Source organism: Aquimarina algiphila, from assembly GCF_007489275.1.
GTDB lineage: Bacteria > Bacteroidota > Bacteroidia > Flavobacteriales > Flavobacteriaceae > Aquimarina > Aquimarina algiphila.
This window is the reverse complement of the sequence record NZ_VLNR01000050.1, coordinates 22402-41094: the sequence shown is the minus strand read 5'-3', so window position 1 is coordinate 41094 and position 18693 is coordinate 22402. Positions and strand designations below refer to the sequence as shown.

The 18693-nt window shown below is 31.3% G+C and carries 16 protein-coding genes; 10 read left to right on the top strand and 6 right to left on the bottom strand.

The window, feature by feature from the left end:
- Window positions 1-321 precede the first annotated feature (321 nt).
- The 5 genes from FOF46_RS20745 (at window position 322) to FOF46_RS20725 (ending at window position 4828) form a co-directional block, all read left to right on the top strand.
- Entirely contained in the window at window positions 322-795 is a 474-nt protein-coding gene (locus FOF46_RS20745) for a hypothetical protein (protein ID WP_143917767.1), read from the top strand.
- Window positions 796-1160: 365 nt separating this feature from the next.
- The gene (locus FOF46_RS20740; RefSeq protein WP_143917766.1) at window positions 1161-2072 is read left to right on the top strand and encodes a hypothetical protein; all 912 of its coding nucleotides are present in this window, start codon (window positions 1161-1163) and stop codon (window positions 2070-2072) included.
- Between the two features lie 50 nt (window positions 2073-2122).
- A complete protein-coding gene (locus tag FOF46_RS20735) occupies window positions 2123-3421 on the top strand; it encodes a nuclear transport factor 2 family protein (protein ID WP_143917765.1) in 1299 nt (432 codons plus the stop codon).
- Window positions 3422-3471: 50 nt separating this feature from the next.
- Window positions 3472-4095: a DUF6624 domain-containing protein gene (locus tag FOF46_RS20730; protein WP_143917764.1), complete on the top strand. Its 624-nt coding sequence runs from the start codon at window positions 3472-3474 to the stop codon at window positions 4093-4095.
- 82 nt (window positions 4096-4177) lie between these two features.
- Window positions 4178-4828, top strand: coding sequence for a DUF6624 domain-containing protein (locus tag FOF46_RS20725; RefSeq protein ID WP_143917763.1), 651 nt, complete (start codon window positions 4178-4180; stop codon window positions 4826-4828).
- A gap of 104 nt (window positions 4829-4932) precedes the next feature.
- Here the strand turns inward: FOF46_RS20725 and FOF46_RS20720 are convergent, their stop codons facing one another.
- Together FOF46_RS20720 and FOF46_RS20715 are read right to left on the bottom strand one after the other, a co-directional pair.
- Complete coding sequence (locus tag FOF46_RS20720) at window positions 4933-5646, bottom strand: LytR/AlgR family response regulator transcription factor (protein WP_143917762.1); 714 nt, start codon at window positions 5644-5646, stop codon at window positions 4933-4935.
- Window positions 5646-6602, bottom strand: coding sequence for a sensor histidine kinase (locus FOF46_RS20715; protein ID WP_167571903.1), 957 nt, complete (start codon window positions 6600-6602; stop codon window positions 5646-5648). Before FOF46_RS20715 ends, FOF46_RS20720 begins: the two co-directional genes overlap by 1 nt.
- Before the next feature lie 348 nt (window positions 6603-6950).
- Between FOF46_RS20715 and FOF46_RS20710 the strand changes: the two genes are divergently transcribed.
- The 4 genes from FOF46_RS20710 (at window position 6951) to FOF46_RS20695 (ending at window position 11833) form a co-directional block, all read left to right on the top strand.
- Window positions 6951-7145: a hypothetical protein gene (locus tag FOF46_RS20710; RefSeq protein WP_143917760.1), complete on the top strand. Its 195-nt coding sequence runs from the start codon at window positions 6951-6953 to the stop codon at window positions 7143-7145.
- Between the two features lie 236 nt (window positions 7146-7381).
- On the top strand, window positions 7382-8149 hold the full coding sequence (locus FOF46_RS20705; RefSeq protein ID WP_143917759.1) for a GLPGLI family protein: 768 nt from the start codon (window positions 7382-7384) through the stop codon (window positions 8147-8149).
- 108 nt (window positions 8150-8257) lie between these two features.
- On the top strand, window positions 8258-10897 hold the full coding sequence (locus FOF46_RS20700; RefSeq protein WP_167571902.1) for a carboxypeptidase-like regulatory domain-containing protein: 2640 nt from the start codon (window positions 8258-8260) through the stop codon (window positions 10895-10897).
- A 285-nt stretch (window positions 10898-11182) separates the two neighbouring features.
- Window positions 11183-11833 carry a PQLLE family protein gene (locus FOF46_RS20695; RefSeq protein ID WP_143917757.1) on the top strand — a complete coding sequence of 217 codons (651 nt, stop codon included), beginning with the start codon at window positions 11183-11185 and terminating at the stop codon, window positions 11831-11833.
- A gap of 238 nt (window positions 11834-12071) precedes the next feature.
- On the opposite strand, the gene FOF46_RS20690 is transcribed toward FOF46_RS20695, so the two are convergent.
- The gene (locus FOF46_RS20690; protein WP_109438060.1) at window positions 12072-13148 is read right to left on the bottom strand and encodes an acyloxyacyl hydrolase; all 1077 of its coding nucleotides are present in this window, start codon (window positions 13146-13148) and stop codon (window positions 12072-12074) included.
- A gap of 224 nt (window positions 13149-13372) precedes the next feature.
- Here FOF46_RS20690 and FOF46_RS20685 point away from each other — a divergent pair, with 224 nt between their 5' ends.
- The gene (locus tag FOF46_RS20685; RefSeq protein WP_143917756.1) at window positions 13373-14023 is read left to right on the top strand and encodes a hypothetical protein; all 651 of its coding nucleotides are present in this window, start codon (window positions 13373-13375) and stop codon (window positions 14021-14023) included.
- 79 nt (window positions 14024-14102) lie between these two features.
- On the opposite strand, the gene FOF46_RS20680 is transcribed toward FOF46_RS20685, so the two are convergent.
- From FOF46_RS20680 to FOF46_RS20670, 3 genes are all read right to left on the bottom strand, one after another.
- Window positions 14103-16940, bottom strand: a complete 2838-nt coding sequence (locus FOF46_RS20680; protein WP_143917755.1) for a T9SS type A sorting domain-containing protein — start codon at window positions 16938-16940, stop codon at window positions 14103-14105.
- A 379-nt stretch (window positions 16941-17319) separates the two neighbouring features.
- A complete protein-coding gene (locus FOF46_RS20675; protein WP_109438063.1) occupies window positions 17320-17655 on the bottom strand; it encodes a hypothetical protein in 336 nt (111 codons plus the stop codon).
- Window positions 17656-17819: 164 nt separating this feature from the next.
- Entirely contained in the window at window positions 17820-18587 is a 768-nt protein-coding gene (locus FOF46_RS20670) for a phosphatase PAP2 family protein (RefSeq protein ID WP_143917754.1), read from the bottom strand.
- Between the last annotated feature and the right edge of the window lie 106 nt (window positions 18588-18693).

Genomic DNA, 18693 nt, shown 5'->3' with positions numbered 1-18693 from the left:
TATACTATTAGAAATACGATTTTTTAATGTGCTTATGGAAACCCGTAAGTAATTTTTAAAATTATTATTTATGTTAGCAATCTCACACCCTCAATAAATTTTTAGGTCGCCAATATGTATTGTTTTATCTATTAAACAATATTGTATTTGTTTTACAGAATACTTTGATATAGTAAGATAATTACTATTTCAAAATAAGTAAAATAAGAAATTGATCAATAGAATAAGATGAATGAAAGTTTGAGGTTATAGGGTTTAATCAACCAGAATTAAGAATATATCCTTAAATATCTAAGTGTAAGTTTGTAAAGAATAGTTGTAATGATGGCTCAATTATTATCCATATTTAATGTTTTGTTTTCTAAAAATCAGCAAGAAAATCTAGTACATGATGATAGTAGAATATTTTTAACATCTACTCATACTACCTCAGGTAGGATATTAATGATAGAAGAAGAAGCATATGCAGTTTGGGCATATTTATTAAATCCAGATAAAGAAAGTATTGATTTTGATGGTTTTTTATGCGCTGTAGTCGATCCATTGTCTTCTGATATTCATCCGTATGAAATTACAAAAGGAAGAAGAGACGCGCCATTACCGGCAACATTTGCCAATAAATATAGCTATATCAAAAATCTAAAGAAAAAAGATATCAGGGTGCATTGGGAAAAAGAATGTGCAATTATCTCTATAAAGAAAAAAAAATACTTAGTTATGGATATCAACGCCAAGACAAGTTATTCAAAAGCATTAGTAAAGGATTGCACCTATGGAAAACATTTAGAATCCTAAATTAACAAGAGATTAGTATCCAAACAAGACATGATTTTCTTTTCCTAATGAGCGTACATCTTAGTTTTCTCTAAACGACATTATTACTTCGATCAAATACAAATACTTACCTTTTTACAGGATGTCGAGAATGACATATAACTTAGAGATATGATCATGTCGTTCAGCAAAAATATTTAGCTACAAGAATATGATTGTATTACCTTGATACATAGAACATAATTAATCACTGTTAATAAGAGTCATATGGTTTCATCAGGTAATACCCAATAAACATTAAAACAACCAATATAGTTTAAATCATTAATAATTCATTTGGTATAATTGATTCTTTTGTCAGTTAAAAAGTTAAAAATCAAAAAATAATGAACAGGAACATCATGCTTATAATTAGTCTTTTAGCTATGAATCATATATTTTCTCAACAAATACCAGATACTATTTATAACCCTGAAATACCAGCAAAAATGTATCCAAAAAACTCTGGTACTATGATACATATAGATCAAGGTCATCGTAATTTTCACACGAAGAATAATAGGTTTTTACCCTTTGCAAAACTATTGTCGAAAGATGGATATAGAGTAGCTAGTTTTGAAGGAGAATTCAAAAAAGATAAGCTAAAAAACCTTAAGATATTAGTGATTTCTAATGCTTTATCAGAGAACAGCAGGCCGCCTTTTGTAGCTCCTACAGAAAGTGCTTTTTCGACAAATGAGATACATAATGTAAAAGAATGGGTCAAAAACGGAGGCTCTCTTTTTTTGATTGCAGATCATATGCCTTTTGCTGGTGCCTCTGCTAATCTGGCAAAAGCGTTTGGTTTTAAATTTTATGACAGCTTTGTAATGGATCCTGATGTTAGAGGCATTTTTGATTTTTCTAGGAAAAATAAAATGCTTAGTCATAACATGATAACAAATGGTAGAACTGCTAAAGAGCAGGTAAATCACATAAGAACTTTTACTGGTCAAGGATTTGAAACACCTAAAGAAGCTATTTCAATTTTAAATTTAAAAAAGGAATATACTGTATTTATAACTGATACTATGTGGGTTTTTAATGAAAAAACGCCTAAGATTTCTGCAGAGAATTTATCTCAGGGAGCGGTTTTAGAATATGGAAAAGGTAGAATAGCCGTATTTGGAGAAGCAGCCATGTTTACTGCACAAATTGCGGGTAGAGAAAGGATTAAGGTTGGAATGAATTCTGTGGAAGCTGGTGAAAACTATCAACTGTTGCTTAATTTAATACATTGGTTAGATAGGGCATATTGATCGAATAAATTAAGAAGTACCAGCATATAGAAATACTAAAAAAAATATTTATGAAAAAAGTATTGCAAAACAACCTCCTTTTAATAATTTCAGTTCTATCACTAACGGTATTGCATTTTCCTAAATCTAGTGCTCAACAAAATGTACAAGAAAAGTATTTTAGACATTTAAGATATAACCATGTATCACCTCATGTAGAATTAAGAGGGATTCATGAAATAAATTTTAAAGAAGCCCAACAAACATCGCACTATGTATTTAGATATAACAAAGTAAATCAACTGAAAGAGATTATTAATTATCACTATCACGATCAGCGCAGACATCCTTTGTCAACCATTGGGGCATACAGAACAGTTTTTAGGTATACAGATACTTCAGAAGTCCGCATTTTTTTCGATAAAAAAGGAGATCGAATGATGAATGATAGACAGGTGTATAAAGAGCAATATACATTTGATAAAAAGAAGTTTAAGTACAAATTAAATTTTTATGATCTCGATGATAACCCAATGGAGTCTAATTGGAAAATAGCGAGATATCAATGGAGTAAAAACAGAAAAATGGTTATAGAAAAAAGATATAACCTAAAAAATAGACATGTCAATATCTCACCTTACTTTGATTTTGGAATAACAGGGATTTTATACCAAAAAGATGGAGCTCCAAAAGGGAATTATAATCTTAATGAACAATTAGAAATTCAAGAAAATGATGTTGGAGTGGCTTCATATCAAGATGTATATGATGATATAGGAAATCATATTCAGTATTCGTATCATGATAAAAATGATAAGTTAGTAAAAAACCAATGGGGATTTGCAATAGGAAAAAATGATTATGATAACATCGGAAATAATAATAAAAGATCCACTTTTGATGAAAATAACAATTTAATAGATACCCGGGATTTGCCATCGAATAGGATTGTTGAAGTGGCTTCTGCTGCTAGTAAAAAAGATACCTTGGAGATTAAAGAAAAAGCATTAGGGTACCTGATCGCTCTACAGGAATTAAAACCCGACCTAATGAAAAGTGTGTTTCATGAGGATTTAGCTAAAAGAACATTAGGGTATGATCCCAAAGAAAAACAACAAATAATAAGAGAGACCAGTTATAAACAAATGGTAAAATTTGCCGAATCATGGAATCAGTCAGGTGTTAAATTTCCTCCAAAACCAAACAACAAAGTCATTATCCTGGATATTTATAATCATGTTGCCAGTGTCAAACTTATATCTGATAATTGGGTCGAGTATTTACATCTGATTTATATAAATGATAATTGGCAGATTATAAATCTACTATGGCAACATAAAGATGTCCGAAGGTATAAAATGAAAGAGTAAATAGAAACAAGTTTTATTAGTTAATATAAATAATAGAAGTTATCAGAAATATGAAAAAAATGATCTTGTTAGCAGTTTTAGGAATTTTATCTAATACGCTTCATAGTCAAATTGGGCAGACAAAAAAGAAAGAATTAGATTCATTAAGAAATGAATTGGAAGTCCTTTTTATGAAAGATCAAACGTTTAGAAGAATTTATATAGAGGCAGAAAAGAAACTAGGTGAAAATTCTAATGAAATGGAATACTTCTGGGAAGTTGTCGAATCCCAAGATAAGGTTCTGGAAATACAAGTGATTAAAATAATTGAAAAATACGGTTGGTTAGGAATATCTCAAGTAGGGAAGTTGGCCAATACTGCTATATGGGCAGTTTTACAGCATGGTTCGGTTGAATCAAAAGAAAAATACTCTCCTTTGTTAAAAGAATCTGTTCTAAAAAAGGAATCACAACCTATGCATTATGCCAGACTCGTAGATAGGATGTTGATCAATGCCGATGATCCACAAATATATGGTACTCAATATAAGTATGATTCGAAGGGGAAAGGAACTTTTTTTACAGTAGAGCAACCAGAATACATTAATCAAAGAAGAAGAAAATTAGGACTCAAAACTATCCAGAAGTTTGCTAAACAAGTAGGTATTGAATGGAATGTTCCTCAAAAGAAATAAGTAACCAGTTTCAAATTTTTTTTCTGGATAGGTTTTTCTAAAACCTTGCTGAAAACTAATGATTTATGAAATTGTATAAACTATGAAAAAAATAAACCTAGTAGTTATAGCAGTTTTTTTTACTATAACCTTATCATTTGGTCAAGAAAAACGGCATAATCAATATCTTATAAAGGTGTTAGATACGATTTATCATTTAGATCAAGATCCTATAGATGAAGCTAGAAGACTAAGGGAAAAATATGGGCTTGAATCAGAAGAAGTCAAAAAACAGAATAAAATATTTCTAAAAAATCAAATGATTACTTTACCCAAAGTAATGAATATTATTGATACTTATGGTTGGTTAGGAACTGATATTATTGGCGAACAGGGTAATACTACACTTTTTTTAGTAATTCAACATGCAGATTTAGATACTCAGGTAAAATATCTGCCAGTCATGAGGGAAGCAGCGAAAAAAGGGGATGTATACCCTAGAAATTTAGCATACCTAGAAGATAGGGTAGCGTCAAAACAAGGAAAACTTCAGATATATGGTAGTCAGGTAAAGTATTATCCAGAAACCAAGGTTTTTGATGTTTGGCCAATAGTAGATCCTATGAATGTAGATGAAAGAAGGAAATCAGTAGGATTAGGACCACTTGCAGCCCATTTGAAGACTAGATTTAAATTAGATTGGGATCTTAAAAAACAGCTCAAAAGAACTGCTGATTTTAAGGTGAACAGATAAAATTATACTAAGAAACAAATAGTAATCTTCATTTAACTTATGAATGCCAGAATATTAATATTGAGCTGTATCAGAAAAATATAATAAGTAAGTCCCAGTTCTTTCTATTTCCAAACCTTTTTTCCGGTTTGATAGATTTTTTCTAGAGCTTCATCTCGATATATCCGTCCGATTGGAATTATATTATCTTCTATTTCAATAACGTTTCCTTGGATTCCTTTTGCATGGTGAAAATTAATTATAAAAGATTTATGTACCTGTATAAATTGAGAAGAAGGCAATAATTCTAACATTCCAGAAAGTGTTTGATATGTAACAAAAAATCTATCTTTTAGAACCACTTTGATATAATCTTTTAAACTTTCGATAAATAAAATATCTGTGTAGTTTACCTTAATTTTTTTATTATCAACTTTAAAGAAAGCAGCATCAGTACTATCACTTGTTTTTTGAACATGATTAATCTGTTGTCTTACTTTTTCGATAGCTTGTACAAAACGATAAAAAGGAATTGGTTTTACAAGATAATCAATGGCATTAAGTTCGAATCCTTCTACCGCATAGTGACGATGGGCGGTAGTGAAAATAACTTTAGGAGATGAAGAGATCGCTTTTAGAAAATTAATCCCATCTAGCATAGGCATTTGTATGTCTAGAAAAATTAGATCAATGGTTTCTGTACTAAGAAATTCAATAGCAGAGAGCGCATCATCAAACTTTCCAACTTCTGATAAAAAATCTAATCTATTGATATAATCAGAAATTACATCTTGAGCCAAAGGTTCATCATCAATAATAATACATTTTATAGTACTCATCAGTTATATAATTGAATGCAAAGGTCCACATAGAATTTGTGGTTACGCTCTTCTAATCTAAAGGTATGCCTTTGAGGGTAAATAATCTCTAATCTTTTAGATAAATTTTGTACTCCAATACCATGCTTAGTATTATCTTTTTTCGAATTAGCCACAGGGTTGATAGTTTTAATACATAAATCTCCTTTGTCGAATGCTATTTTTATATATATATCAACATCTCCTCTTTCATTTAGCGAACAATGTTTGAAAGCATTTTCAACTACAGGAATTAATATAAGGGGAGTTATCATAATGTTATTAAAATCACCGTCCATTTCCATTTTCAGATGAAGTCGATTTCCGAAACGTAATTTTTCTAATTCGATGTAATCATTAAGATGCTGTATCTCTTTTTCTAAAGAAATCTTGTCTTCTGCACCTTCATATAAAGTATAAGATAATAGATTCGATAATTGTAGCAGAGCTTCTGGAGTTTTTTTTGACCCTTTTAATGATAATGAATATAGATTATTTAAGGTATTAAAAAGAAAATGAGGATTAACCTGAGACCTTAGAAAGTTTAATTCGCTAGTTTTTTGTTCGTTTTGAACTTTTTCTAATCTAATCTTATTTTCATAATAATCTCGTAAAATTTTTATTGCGGTTGGAGGACCAAACCATAATAATATGGATCTGGCTAAACTTAATATTCTGGAAAATGAAAGATAATCATTAGGAAGATCAGATACGTTTAACAAAACAGGATAGATAAAATAGTATTGAGATAGTCTAACCAATAGTGCGTTTATGAGTAAAAGAGGAATGAAAATTAAAAAATAAGGTAAGTAACGTTTATTACCGATATACTTGGGCCACAAATAGTACATATGTACATAATAGAATGGAATTTCTATAAGACATCCTAAATAATTATAAAAAGCCTTAGTGAAAGGAATACCATACATCACATCCATTAATACCCATATTAGTAAATAGAATATCCAAAATAGAATATGTTTTAAGATTCGGTTTTTTAAAAAAAAGCTAGTAATCATAGTATGTATAAAGCATAATGCGATTCTTGGTAAATACTAGTTGTAATATCGCAAAAGTAAGGGGATTAGACTATTATTTTCTCTCAACTACATTTTTTACTCGATGAATATCTATTTTTACGGGAAACCACAATATAAAATATGGTTAAACCGCAAAATTAGTAAGGCTTTTATTATTCTATTAATTAAAAATATTTTACTTCACAAGTTTTATTTACATTTATTTCAAACTACGTTTGACTAGTATTAATCATAAATCATTTTAAAATGAAAAAATTTGTTGTATTAGGGCTATTAGCTTTAGGTACTTTTGCATTTGCAAATACTCCTGAATCTACTAAAGAAGTAAAAATTGATGAAGAAGATGCTTTTTGTCAATTAGAAAGATGTGTAACATATACACCTAATGATGGTGGCCCAAGTGGAACTTATTGTCGTTGCGTAGATGTTGTACCAGAATAAACAACTTTTAGGCTATTTGAAGAATTTATGATACAAATACTTTGATACGTTAAAACTAATGGTCAAACTTGTTGTGTTTTTTAATATTTTTCAAGTAGCCTATTATTAATGGTTTAAACAAAATAGTAATGAATATAGAATGTCTGTTTTGATTGCGGCAAGCTATATAGAACTCTTTTTTATCACAAAACTTACATATAATAGATTATATCTTTTATGAATTTAATAATTTAACAATGAAGAAAAATGTCAATCTCTTTTTTTTAATACTTCCGGTAATATTATGTGCGCAATCCTATGAAATCAAATATGAACGTTTTTTTTCTGGGATACATGGAAATCTTCAAGAAATAGCTGAAAAGATCAATAATAAAAAAGATAAAAATGAAGATGAACATAAAATAGAGCAAATACTTACATATAGTAATGGAGTATCTATTTGTGGATCTTCTATAGAAGAATTTGAAGTAGAAGATAAAGAAAAAAGTAATGAACATGTGATTGCTACCCATCAAGTAGAAACTGTAGATTACTATAAAAACCAAAAAGATAATATATTAGTGCAAAACTATATCAATTGGTCTCCTATGATATATGGTGAAGATATTTTAGTAAAATCAGAATTGTTCAAATATGAATGGGAAATTACAAATCAAAAAACTGTCATTTCAGGATATCCCTGTACAATGGCTAAAACTATAAATGAGAATGGTTATAAAGTATTGGCATGGTTTACAGACAAAATAGGTATCAATGATGGACCCGATACCTATTGGGGATTACCGGGTTTGATTTTACAACTACAAATTAATGATAGGGTACTAGTGATAGCTACATCTGTAAAGAAATTAAAGAAGGATGTCAAAATTGTAGAACCTACCACCAAAGGTAAAATTATGACCCCAAAAGAATTTAAAGAATTTAAAAAAGAGATGCACAAACCACGTACAATGACTACTCCTGATGGTAAGGTGATCACTATTTCTGGTTTTGGTAATAATTAATACCTAATTATACAAAATACTACAAGAACTTTTTATGCTAGACATAAAAAGTTCTTGTACTTTTAGACCCTTAACGCACTCTTTTTTTTAGATAATCTTATGTACGATATGCGTATATCATTAATTATATTTTTACTCTTATGTTGTGGTATTGCTTCTGCACAATACAAAATAAAAGGAACCATAACCAATACCAATACAGAAGTTGTTTCCTTTGCAACAGTACAAGCAAGTATCAATAATAAATTACTCTCCTATACCATTACAGATGCCAATGGGTACTACAGTTTAGAGCTCAAAAAACCTGGACTATACACTATAAAAATCACTCATATAGGATATCTACCTGTAGAAGAACCTCTTACTATATTAGAAAATAACGCACAGACAGTCAAAAATTATACACTTACAGAAGATACAGAAAGTCTAGGAGAGGTTATTCTTAAGTTTGACCCTAAGGTGATGAGGGTTAATACAGATACAATTACCTATAACCTACAAAAACTGACCGATGGTACAGAAAACAGTTTGGCAGATGTATTGGATAAATTACCAGGAGTAAAACTTAATCCCAGTGGGCAAATTACTGTAAATGGTAAAGTCATAAAGAAATTATTAATTGATGGCGAAGAATTATTTAAAAAACAACATCGCACAACCGCAGAGAGTATTACCTCAGAAATGATAGAAGGGGTACGATACCTGGACAAATTTAAAGATTTTGGTAATATTAGAGGATTTGATAACAAACAAATGCGGGCACTCGATATTAGTATTAAGGATAAATTTAAGAATAGGATTACAGGAGATGTAAAAGTACAAGGAGGGTATGCAAATAAGGCTTTTGGGCATACCAATCTATACCGGCTTGGGGGAAGATTAAAAATTGGTTTTATAGGGGATTGGAACAATCTGGGTAAACAATCGATCACCTCTTATGAGTATGAACAACTTACCAATACAACAGACAAAGAAGATTTTAATTCTAGTAGCCTGACCATACAACAAGATAATGAAACCCCTAAATTTTTTGACCCTACTATCGATGTGTCACGTAGAGAAAATACCTTTGGGGCGGCAAGTTTTATTTATAAACCAACAGAAAATTTTAAAGTATCATTATTAAATTTATCTAGTAATACAGTGCAAAAACAACGTTTTTTGATACAACGTAACTTTTTTGAGGATGAAGCTATTTTTCAGGAAGAAAACAGAGCAATAGATAGTGATTTTTTTCTAAACACTTCGATAGTCGAGATGGGGTATCAACCCAGTGATCGTAGTTTTTTTAGCTATACCATCAATTATAGTCCAAAAAATGCTAATGATCAACAATCGATTAATAATAGAACAGGGGATACCGATACAGAATTCTTCCAGAAGTATAAAAATTCTGGATACAAACTGGATCAACAACTATCTTTTGTAACAAAGATTAGCAATAAAACTTTATTAAAATGGTCTGGATTAGCAGAGATGCAAGAGTTAGATAATGATATAGATATTAAGTCTTCTCAACCTTTTTTGGGTTTAGATTTTAACAATGATTTTGCATTAACTCAACAGCAAGATCAAGATACAAAGCGATTTGGGTATGAGTTACAAACCTCTACCAAGTTCGAATACACTAAATTAGGTTTCTATCAAGGCGTATTATTTTCTAAAGATGATTTTGCAAATAATGTTATCGAGGATAACAACTTTAATACTATCGTAGATACCGACAGAACCGATAGTTATATAGGACTAATGTATAGAGGAAGAATTTCCAGAAGACTAAAATATAAAGCAGATGTAGCATATCGCTATCTATTTTTTAAACGCTTTGATGAAGTTTTTGATGAATATCTTTTTTTGCCTAAACTCTCTATAGATTATACCATTAATGCTGCTAAACGATTAGATTTAGGATATTCTTACGATGTAAAGTTACCTGCCAGTAAATTTATAAACGATTCACCTATTGTAAATAATTACTTTACACTATCCTCTGCAAGTGCGATACAACAAGATCAGATTTTTCCTTCTCATACCCTTACCGCGTCGTTTTCAAGTTTTAAAGCCAGTACAGGGGCTAACTTTTTTGTTTTTGGCAACTATAGTTATTTTCCTGAGTTTTTGTCAAGCAGTTCCTTTTTAGACATGCAAAATGTAATCAATAGACAAAATATTATTGGCAATGACAGGCATAGAACAATTTTAGGAGTTAATACTGATAATCGTTTTCGTAAATTAAAATTAAACTTATTTATAAATACATCTTGGTTATTTAACCAGGAAGAAAACCAAATTAGCTTGCAAGATAATATTGCCAAGACCTCAAGGTTTAAGCAAAAAATAGGTGTGTATTCACGCTTCAGAAAAGGAATAAATTATAGCGCAGGAGTAGAGTATGAAATCACAAAGTATACAACTACAGTTAATGAGATAGAAACAAAATCATCTGCCACCAAACCATATTTGTATTTTACAGGTACTCTTTTTAATAAAAAATTACTTTGGAGTTTTGGAGGAGAATACGCCATCTATAAAACAGATCGTACGCAAACAGAAATTTTAGATATAAAACCAAGTATAACATATACGCTAAATGATAATTGGAAATTTATAATAGAAGGTAATAACGTTCTTAATGTTGATACTTCAGAAATTACCGAAAACATCAATACCGTCAATTATACAGAAAGTAGAATTAGTAATACGCTAGAAGGATACCTGGTCTTTGGAGCATATTATAGATTAAAATAATACTGATCATATTGCCGTTGTTCTTAAGAAGATTATAAATTAACAAAAGAATTATCATGGTAAACATATGCAACCAAATGAGGGATCAAAGAGTTGCAGTGAGGAGGTCAAAAGTTACTATGAGGAATCAAAAAGTCATAGTGAGGAAACCAAAAGTCATCATGAGGAGCAAAAGAGTTATAGTGAGGAGATTAAAAGTCATAGTGAGGACACCAAAAGTCACTATGAAGAAGAAAAAACCAATAAAAAGAAACACAAATGTTTAACTTTTAAAACCATAATAATATGAACAATGCAAGGAAATCAGAAGCAGCGTTATTAGAACAATATCGGGTAGCATTAGAAAATGTAAAGAGTCAACCAGTTATTGCTTCAGAAATGATAGAGTTTAACTACAATAACGACAAGATATCCGAAGGAGAGCAACTCCTTACAAAAACCCGCGAAGCTTATGATTTTAAGAAACAAGAAGACGACGAAACCACAGAAGCATCAACAGCTTTCAAAACAGAAAAAGAACAATTAGATGTATTGTATAGAAAACATCGTAAAAAAGCAAAAGTGGTATTTCGTAAAGAACCAGAAACATTAAAAAAACTTGGTATTATTGGAGCAACACCAAAAGCCTATACAAACTGGATAGAAACTGCACGTCGATTTTATAATAATAAAGAACAGGATGTTTTAGAGCGTTTGGCTACTTTCAAAATTACTGGAGAAGATCTAGGTTTAGGTAGAGCACAAATACAAAAGATAGAAAATTCTAGAGCAAATTATTTGAGAGAAGTAGGGGAGTCAGAAGATGCTACAAAACAAAAAGATGCTGCTTTTGCTGTAATGGAAGACTGGATGCGCGATTTTTATGCTGTTGCCAATATAGCTTTAGAAGATAAACCACAATTGATGGAGGCATTAGGAAGAAAAAGGAAAAGCTAAACAGTAAAGCCTAGTTGCTTCTTCGATATGTGATCATTTTATTTCATTATCTAAGAAAAAACTATATTTGCCACTGAGTTATAATTGTAATTATAGCTTAACGTAAACCACTTTTTAAAAACGGAGTATGTTTTAAACGTACTCCGTTTTTTGTTTTGTAGCGATGACTCTATTTTATAAATTAAATAATGAGGTGAAAATATGAGGTGTTTCAGGAAGCTAAAATTGTAAGTAAAATTCATTTAATTATATAGATTAATCTACCATCCATATGATCTGCAGTACGACCATAAGCAATTAATGATGCTCCGATGGTCCACCGGTTAGCAATACGATACCAAAGTGAATACCGTTGATACATCCAATTATCTTGTATGTTTCTAGGACGAGTTATATAAAATCCAAATTGTTGTAAGAAATAGAAATTCCCTACCGAGAAATGATGCCCTGCTGTAACAGCAGAGGAAAAAGAAGAATCATCTAGTTGACGCTGTTGCACCTGTTTACGATCAGACCAATCATACCAAAATTCTGTACCAAGATTAAAACCATTGATCCCAGAAAGTGGTTTTAAAGCACCTGCAGAAATACCAAAAAGAGGGTGGTTAGTAGATTCAGCTTCGCGATCTGCAGATCTTAAGCTAGCGAATGCTCCTAAGTAGTAACTCCAGGAACGACTAAATTGTTTTAATTCTGCGGGTTTTGGTTGAGGTGAGGTATAATCAATTATTCGATCTACTCCTATAGAAAGCGTAGGGAAATTCATTCCTTTGTTAGGTTGTTTTTGTCCTCCGTTAGAAATATGATTATAATTTCCAGATAGGTTGATCGCATATTTATCATTGATATGATAATTAAGCGTTAAGGACAAAGCTAGATAAAAGCTAAAATGTGTACTAAAAAGGACATTGTCGGGATTCGATTCTTCATCAAAAATAGTATCCAGATATGTTGCTCCTATTGATCCTCTTAAAGAAAGTTTTAAAGGTCCACGATATATAAAATAGGGTTCTACAAAATAATTTAGATTATAAGAATTACCTAAAACTTCTGGATTAGCATAATTGAAATATGCAAAAGAAAATCCGCTTCTTCCATAACAAAAACAAGTTTTCCAAGCCTTATCACTTGTTCGTAGTTTGCTCATTTCTATCTGAAATCCATAAGGATTAGTTTGCGAAATCGGTTTTAGATCTGGAGTATGCGCAATAATAAAACCATAGTGAGATTTTACACCATAAAATTTAGAGTTTACCTGTGCAAATAGCACCTGAGATAAACAAAAAAATACTAATAATCCTATAATTCGATACATCAATATAAAGATACGTTACCATTCGTATAATATTGAATATTAGTTATCTTATTTTTTTAATCAAATAGTTATTAATACTATAGATTTATTTTGACATTATTAGCTGTAAGGTTGCTTAGTTTTTTATAAATATAATCAATGTTAATATTGATGATTTTTACAAATAACCTATATTATAAAAAATATTAAAAATTTAGATATTACTTGACTTAATAATGAATCTTATGAATGTAGAATATGATATAGTTCTAACATGGGGTAGTCTTATTTTAGTTTTAGGATGCGTAGTCGTTCTATATTTTAATAAACATAAAATACAATATTGGTCATTACTGCAAAATAAAAAAAGAATTGAAGCCGCTAATTGTATTGTAGAGAAAGATCATATTTATTTCCCGAAAGGTTACTATTTTAAGTTCGGTTATTTAAAAAATAAAGATAAGTTACCTTTTTCGGTTATTAATGAAATAAGGACCAATACATTCCCAATTACTGCAAGGATAAATACAAATGAAATAGTATTTCTCTTAGGTTTGGATGAAGAAAAATGTATCCAACTTAAAGATCAAGCTAATATAATTTTAACTAATCCAATGGATAACTGGTCATTGATATGTGAAGAATTCCTGGATACAGAATGTAGTGTTGAACTTAAGGAAAGAATACTACAGCAGCTAGAGAAAAACGGAATTCATCCAAATGAGGTTGCTCAAATCAAAAAACATATTGCTTCAAGAATGTTGTTTCGAACCTTTATTTCATGGGAGTGGCAATATTATGGACAATTTGATGTACTTAAAGCGTTATGGTTTTTGAATTCAAAAAAATACTGGTGGACCATGGATATTGCTCTAAGAACTCATAAAAAACAATAAAAGCGAGTAAACTACAAAAGTATACTCACTTTTAAACGGGGATTATGTTTTTTACATCAAACTATACTATATGTTCTTTTTATTGTTTTACCATTTTAGTAATTATTTGCGAACCGTCATTTCCTTCAAGATTAACCAAGTAAATTCCAGGTCTGTATCCACTAATACTAATATTTATTTCCTCTCCAGAAGTATAGTTAAACCTTCCAACGATTTTGCCTCCAACGCTATATATTTCCCCTTGATATGTGACGGCGCCTTTGGCTGTTGAATTAATTGTAAAGCTATTGGGAGTTGGATTAGGATAGATTATAAAAGTTTCCTTTTCCAAAATAGGAGTTGGTTCGATAGGCGTTTCTTTTGTGTTTAAGGTAGCTTCAAACATTCCGCGACCATGTGTTGCAGCAACAATTTTGGCATCAGATTTTCGTATGGCAATCATGTCGGTTCTCACATTGGCCAAAGTCTCATTTTTAGGAAACCATTCGACATCTTCTGATTTTATATCGTCGGTAGACCATACCCCAATCTCAGTAGCTAACCATACTTCATCACTATTAAAAGGGTTAAAAAGTCCCCATCGTATGGGCATATCAGGGAGATTACTTTCTTTTTCAATCCAGGAAATTCCTCCATCGTTAGTGTACCAAACAGAACTAATCCCATAGTTAGAAAAAGTGACTAAAATTTCCTCTTCATTTTCTCCTAAATCGATACTGGATATATTAGCAGGAGGAAATAAGTCGCTTCCAATTTCTATTGTACTTGGAGTATCACTTTGCGCATTTGTAGTTTTAAAGAGTTTCCCCGATTGGGTTCCGATAAATAAGGTAGAAGTACGTGTTTTATCATATGGAGACACTTTTATACTAGAATATGGTACAGTGGATCCAGTGTTTAAAGGTGTAAATTTTGAAGTAATTTCGCTTCCTTTTATCTCTATTCGTAGAAGCTCATCAATATGCTGGTTATCTGTAGAGGTTATTGCACCACCAAGCCCCATCCCATTTGCAAAAAGCGTATTGGTTATGGAATTATAATCCGCGGCATTAATAAAAGTACCACTAAGTGCATTTACAAACTCAGAAGTTGCTCCTGCATCTCTAGAAACAATATATTGGTTGTGATACACTGAAGTTATCACAATATTAGGCTCATTAATATCTACAAACGCAAATGCTCCATCACCTCCACTTACCATATCGTTTACATCAATAGGTGATCCATCATATCGTAAAGTACCATTATCTTGTGTCCCACCATAATAAGAATTAAACCCTTTGTTTGGGTGAATTCCAACAGTGTAATATTGTACAGTATTTAATCCTTTATTGACTTCAACAAAAGAAGGAAATACATTTGCAAGGTTTCCAATTTCGGCTACGTTGGAAGAAGTGATATCGTTTGAATAAAATACCCCTCCGTCTGTAGAAATAAATACTTCATCAGAAGAACCGGGTCTATACATGATAGTATGATGATCGGCATGAACAAACTCAGGGTAAAACTCTTGATTGGGTATCCAATAGGACATAGATTGCCATTTTAATCCTGTAGTTTCTGTATTGTCAGCTGTATCAGTTCCCGTTAATTTAAAAGAATTAAACCCTCCAAGCATAATTGTATTTTCATCATTAGCATCTACCCCTAAGGCCATTGCATGCCAGGTAAGTGATCCCCAACGTCCCCAGCCTAAATTAGGACTTGGTCCTGCAAATTCTGACCAGGTTGCACCAGCATCAAAAGACTGTAAAAGAATACAAAGACTACTAGAATCTCTAATAAAACCAGAAGGAAATTTAAATCCGCCACTAATCACTGCATATACTCTATTAGAATTAGAAGGAGCAACTGCAAATTTTATTCTTCCCGGATATATGTTGTTCATTGGATCAAACTTGTCATTAGCAAAAGAATCATTGATGGTCCAGTTTATACCATCCAAAGAACTTAATATCACTCCAGCACCATTTTCATCGGTATTTCTCATCGTACCGACAAGTAATTTCCCGCCTGCTATTTCTTCTATATCTGATGGGGCATAAGGAGTTGTATCTCCAATAATATTTGGTAATACTTGAGTCCAAGTTTGTCCTCCATCAATAGATCTATATAGTCCGTTCGTAGTATTAGATCCTTGTAATTCACCTTTATAAGTCCCAGATACAACAGCCGCATATACTACATTGATACCAGCTTCATTTCTTATCAAGATATCATTAACATAAGCAAAATCTGTGCTAGATGGTATAAGTTGCCACGTCTCACCATGATCTGTAGATTTCCATATACCAGTACCCTTACCAGACGATTCTCTATAGATATTTACAGCGGTATAGGATTCACCGGTTCCAACATACATAATGTCGTTATTGTCAGGATCAAAAGCAATAGCACCTACAGCAAGATTTTCAAAGAACCCTGAAGCATTTTCCCAAGAAGAAGCAGGGTCTGTAGCATCATTATTAAACCAAAGTCCACCTGTAACTGATCCTGCCCAAATTTTCTTATGAGTAGCATCAGAGGGGTCAAATACAATTTTTCGTACTCTACCTGCTATATTAGCTGGTACATTTTCCCAGTGTATATCATCCTTTCCATCCTTTTTTATCAACTTACTTTTAAGTGCTTGTGCTTTGGTAAATTGATATGATTTTAACAAACGTTCCTTAGGTACGTTTCGGGTATTGGGATCTAAAGTAGTAAGATATTCATGCAGAGCTGCATAATCAGGTTTGTCAGGCTTTTTGCTATTTAATTCACCTTTTTCTAGATATGCCTTTTGGTAAGTATCTACAATAAAACTTTCATGAGATGTTCTGTCATCTTTGGATAAACTAGAGTGTAACAACAACCCGAATACTACAAATGTAAAAACTAGTGTTGTTATGCGATAGTACGTTGTTTGTTTTTTCATTTTACAATTGAATGTTGTTGAGTTAAATTATTGAAAATAAGATAATTGTGTTTTTGGTGTTGTAAAATTACGAAAAGATATCTAAAATCATTTATTTTGATTGATAAGCTTCCGATTTAAGTGTGGTATCTAAATACTTTTAGACTAAAATAAGTGAATAAAAACCGATATAACAATTCAGTGTATTGGTATCGAATAGAATAAGATCGAAAAGATCTGAAAAAACGGTAGTTGCCATTAATTTAACACACTTCCACTGTTACCGAATTGTGAACCAATTACATTTTTCACAATTTATTTTTTTAACTCTCATTTACGGTTGGCCCATGTGTTAATTGAGAGCAATGGTACTCGGTGTTTTTTCAGATCTTTCGATTATTTATGCAGCAAGCTCCCCATTGCCTGCTGATTCTTTGCCCGTTTCGATTGCCCCCCATTTTGAATTTGTATTAAATTTAATCGTTACAGGACTTTCATGTCTAAGGGTTTCAAGGATAGATTGTAATTCGGCCTCATGAAAATATATATTCAAATTGCCATTGTTATGTTTTGTATTTTGTGGTAAAGTATTTCCGTCTTTTATAATACCAAGATAGCCAAGGTATTCCTGGTTCTCACCGTAGAGATATACAAATCCCATTTGGTACCCGCCGCCGCCAGCATAATTGCTTACAATTTGAAGACTAAAACGCTCTACTTTATATGAAATTAGCATTACTTAAGTTTTTAAAAATGAGTTAGATGATTTGTTACTTCAAAAGTAGTCTATAAACTATTATTGTGGTAGAGGGAAAACACGGAATTTGTACAGGGGATATTGCCCCTATACATTTTTTGACTTGATTTCTATTGAGCAATATGTTTACGTTAATTGAATAATTAAAATGATTTTGAAAGATAAAACCCTAAAGAATTTCCTGAAAATTGCGGAGCTACTGTCATTCCATTTAATTTTTTAAAAGGATTCCACGAGATAAGATGTTCAAAATGATAAACTAGTTTTACAGATAATATTCCTATTCCCGCTCCTACCAGAACATCAGATAGATAATGCATATTGTTAAGCATTCTTAAAGTTCCTGTAGTAATAGCAAAAAAATACCCACTATACGCCAAAAGGGGATTAGTATCCTTAAATTCTTCGTATAATACTGTAGCTGTTGTAAAAGCCGTGGTTGTATGACCCGATGGGAAAGAGTTAGAATTGGTAGAATCCCCAGGTCTTTTTTTATAAACTTCTTTTTTTAATAATGCCGTGGTACCATTGCTTATAATAGAAGATAGAATGAGATTTTTTGTTTGATCAAACCAATGATTTCTTGATCGTACTCCCAGTATGTCTGCGCTATATAATTGGACAACCGGAGCATACCTGGTATAATCATCTATATTTAAATAAAAATCATCGCCTACCATTTTTCTTAAATCTGTTTGAAGCGATTTTTCAAAATCACTTGTGGATAAAAGAAATCCTGTCGTAATAAGAGTAATTGGAATAATTCTTTTGGTAAATAAACTATTTTCTTGGTTAAGTTCTATTTGGCCAAAGTTAGCAAGACGAGTACTTGTAATCGGTACATCAGTAAACTGAGCATTTATAACATTGATATATAACAATATCAATGCTAGAGGAAGCATTTTTTTCATAGTATTTTTTTGGGGCTGTAGGTAATTTTTGAAATGATATATCAAGAAATACCTTATGAAATATACTATATATTTATTAAAAAAATGTTAAAAAAATACATTTTGT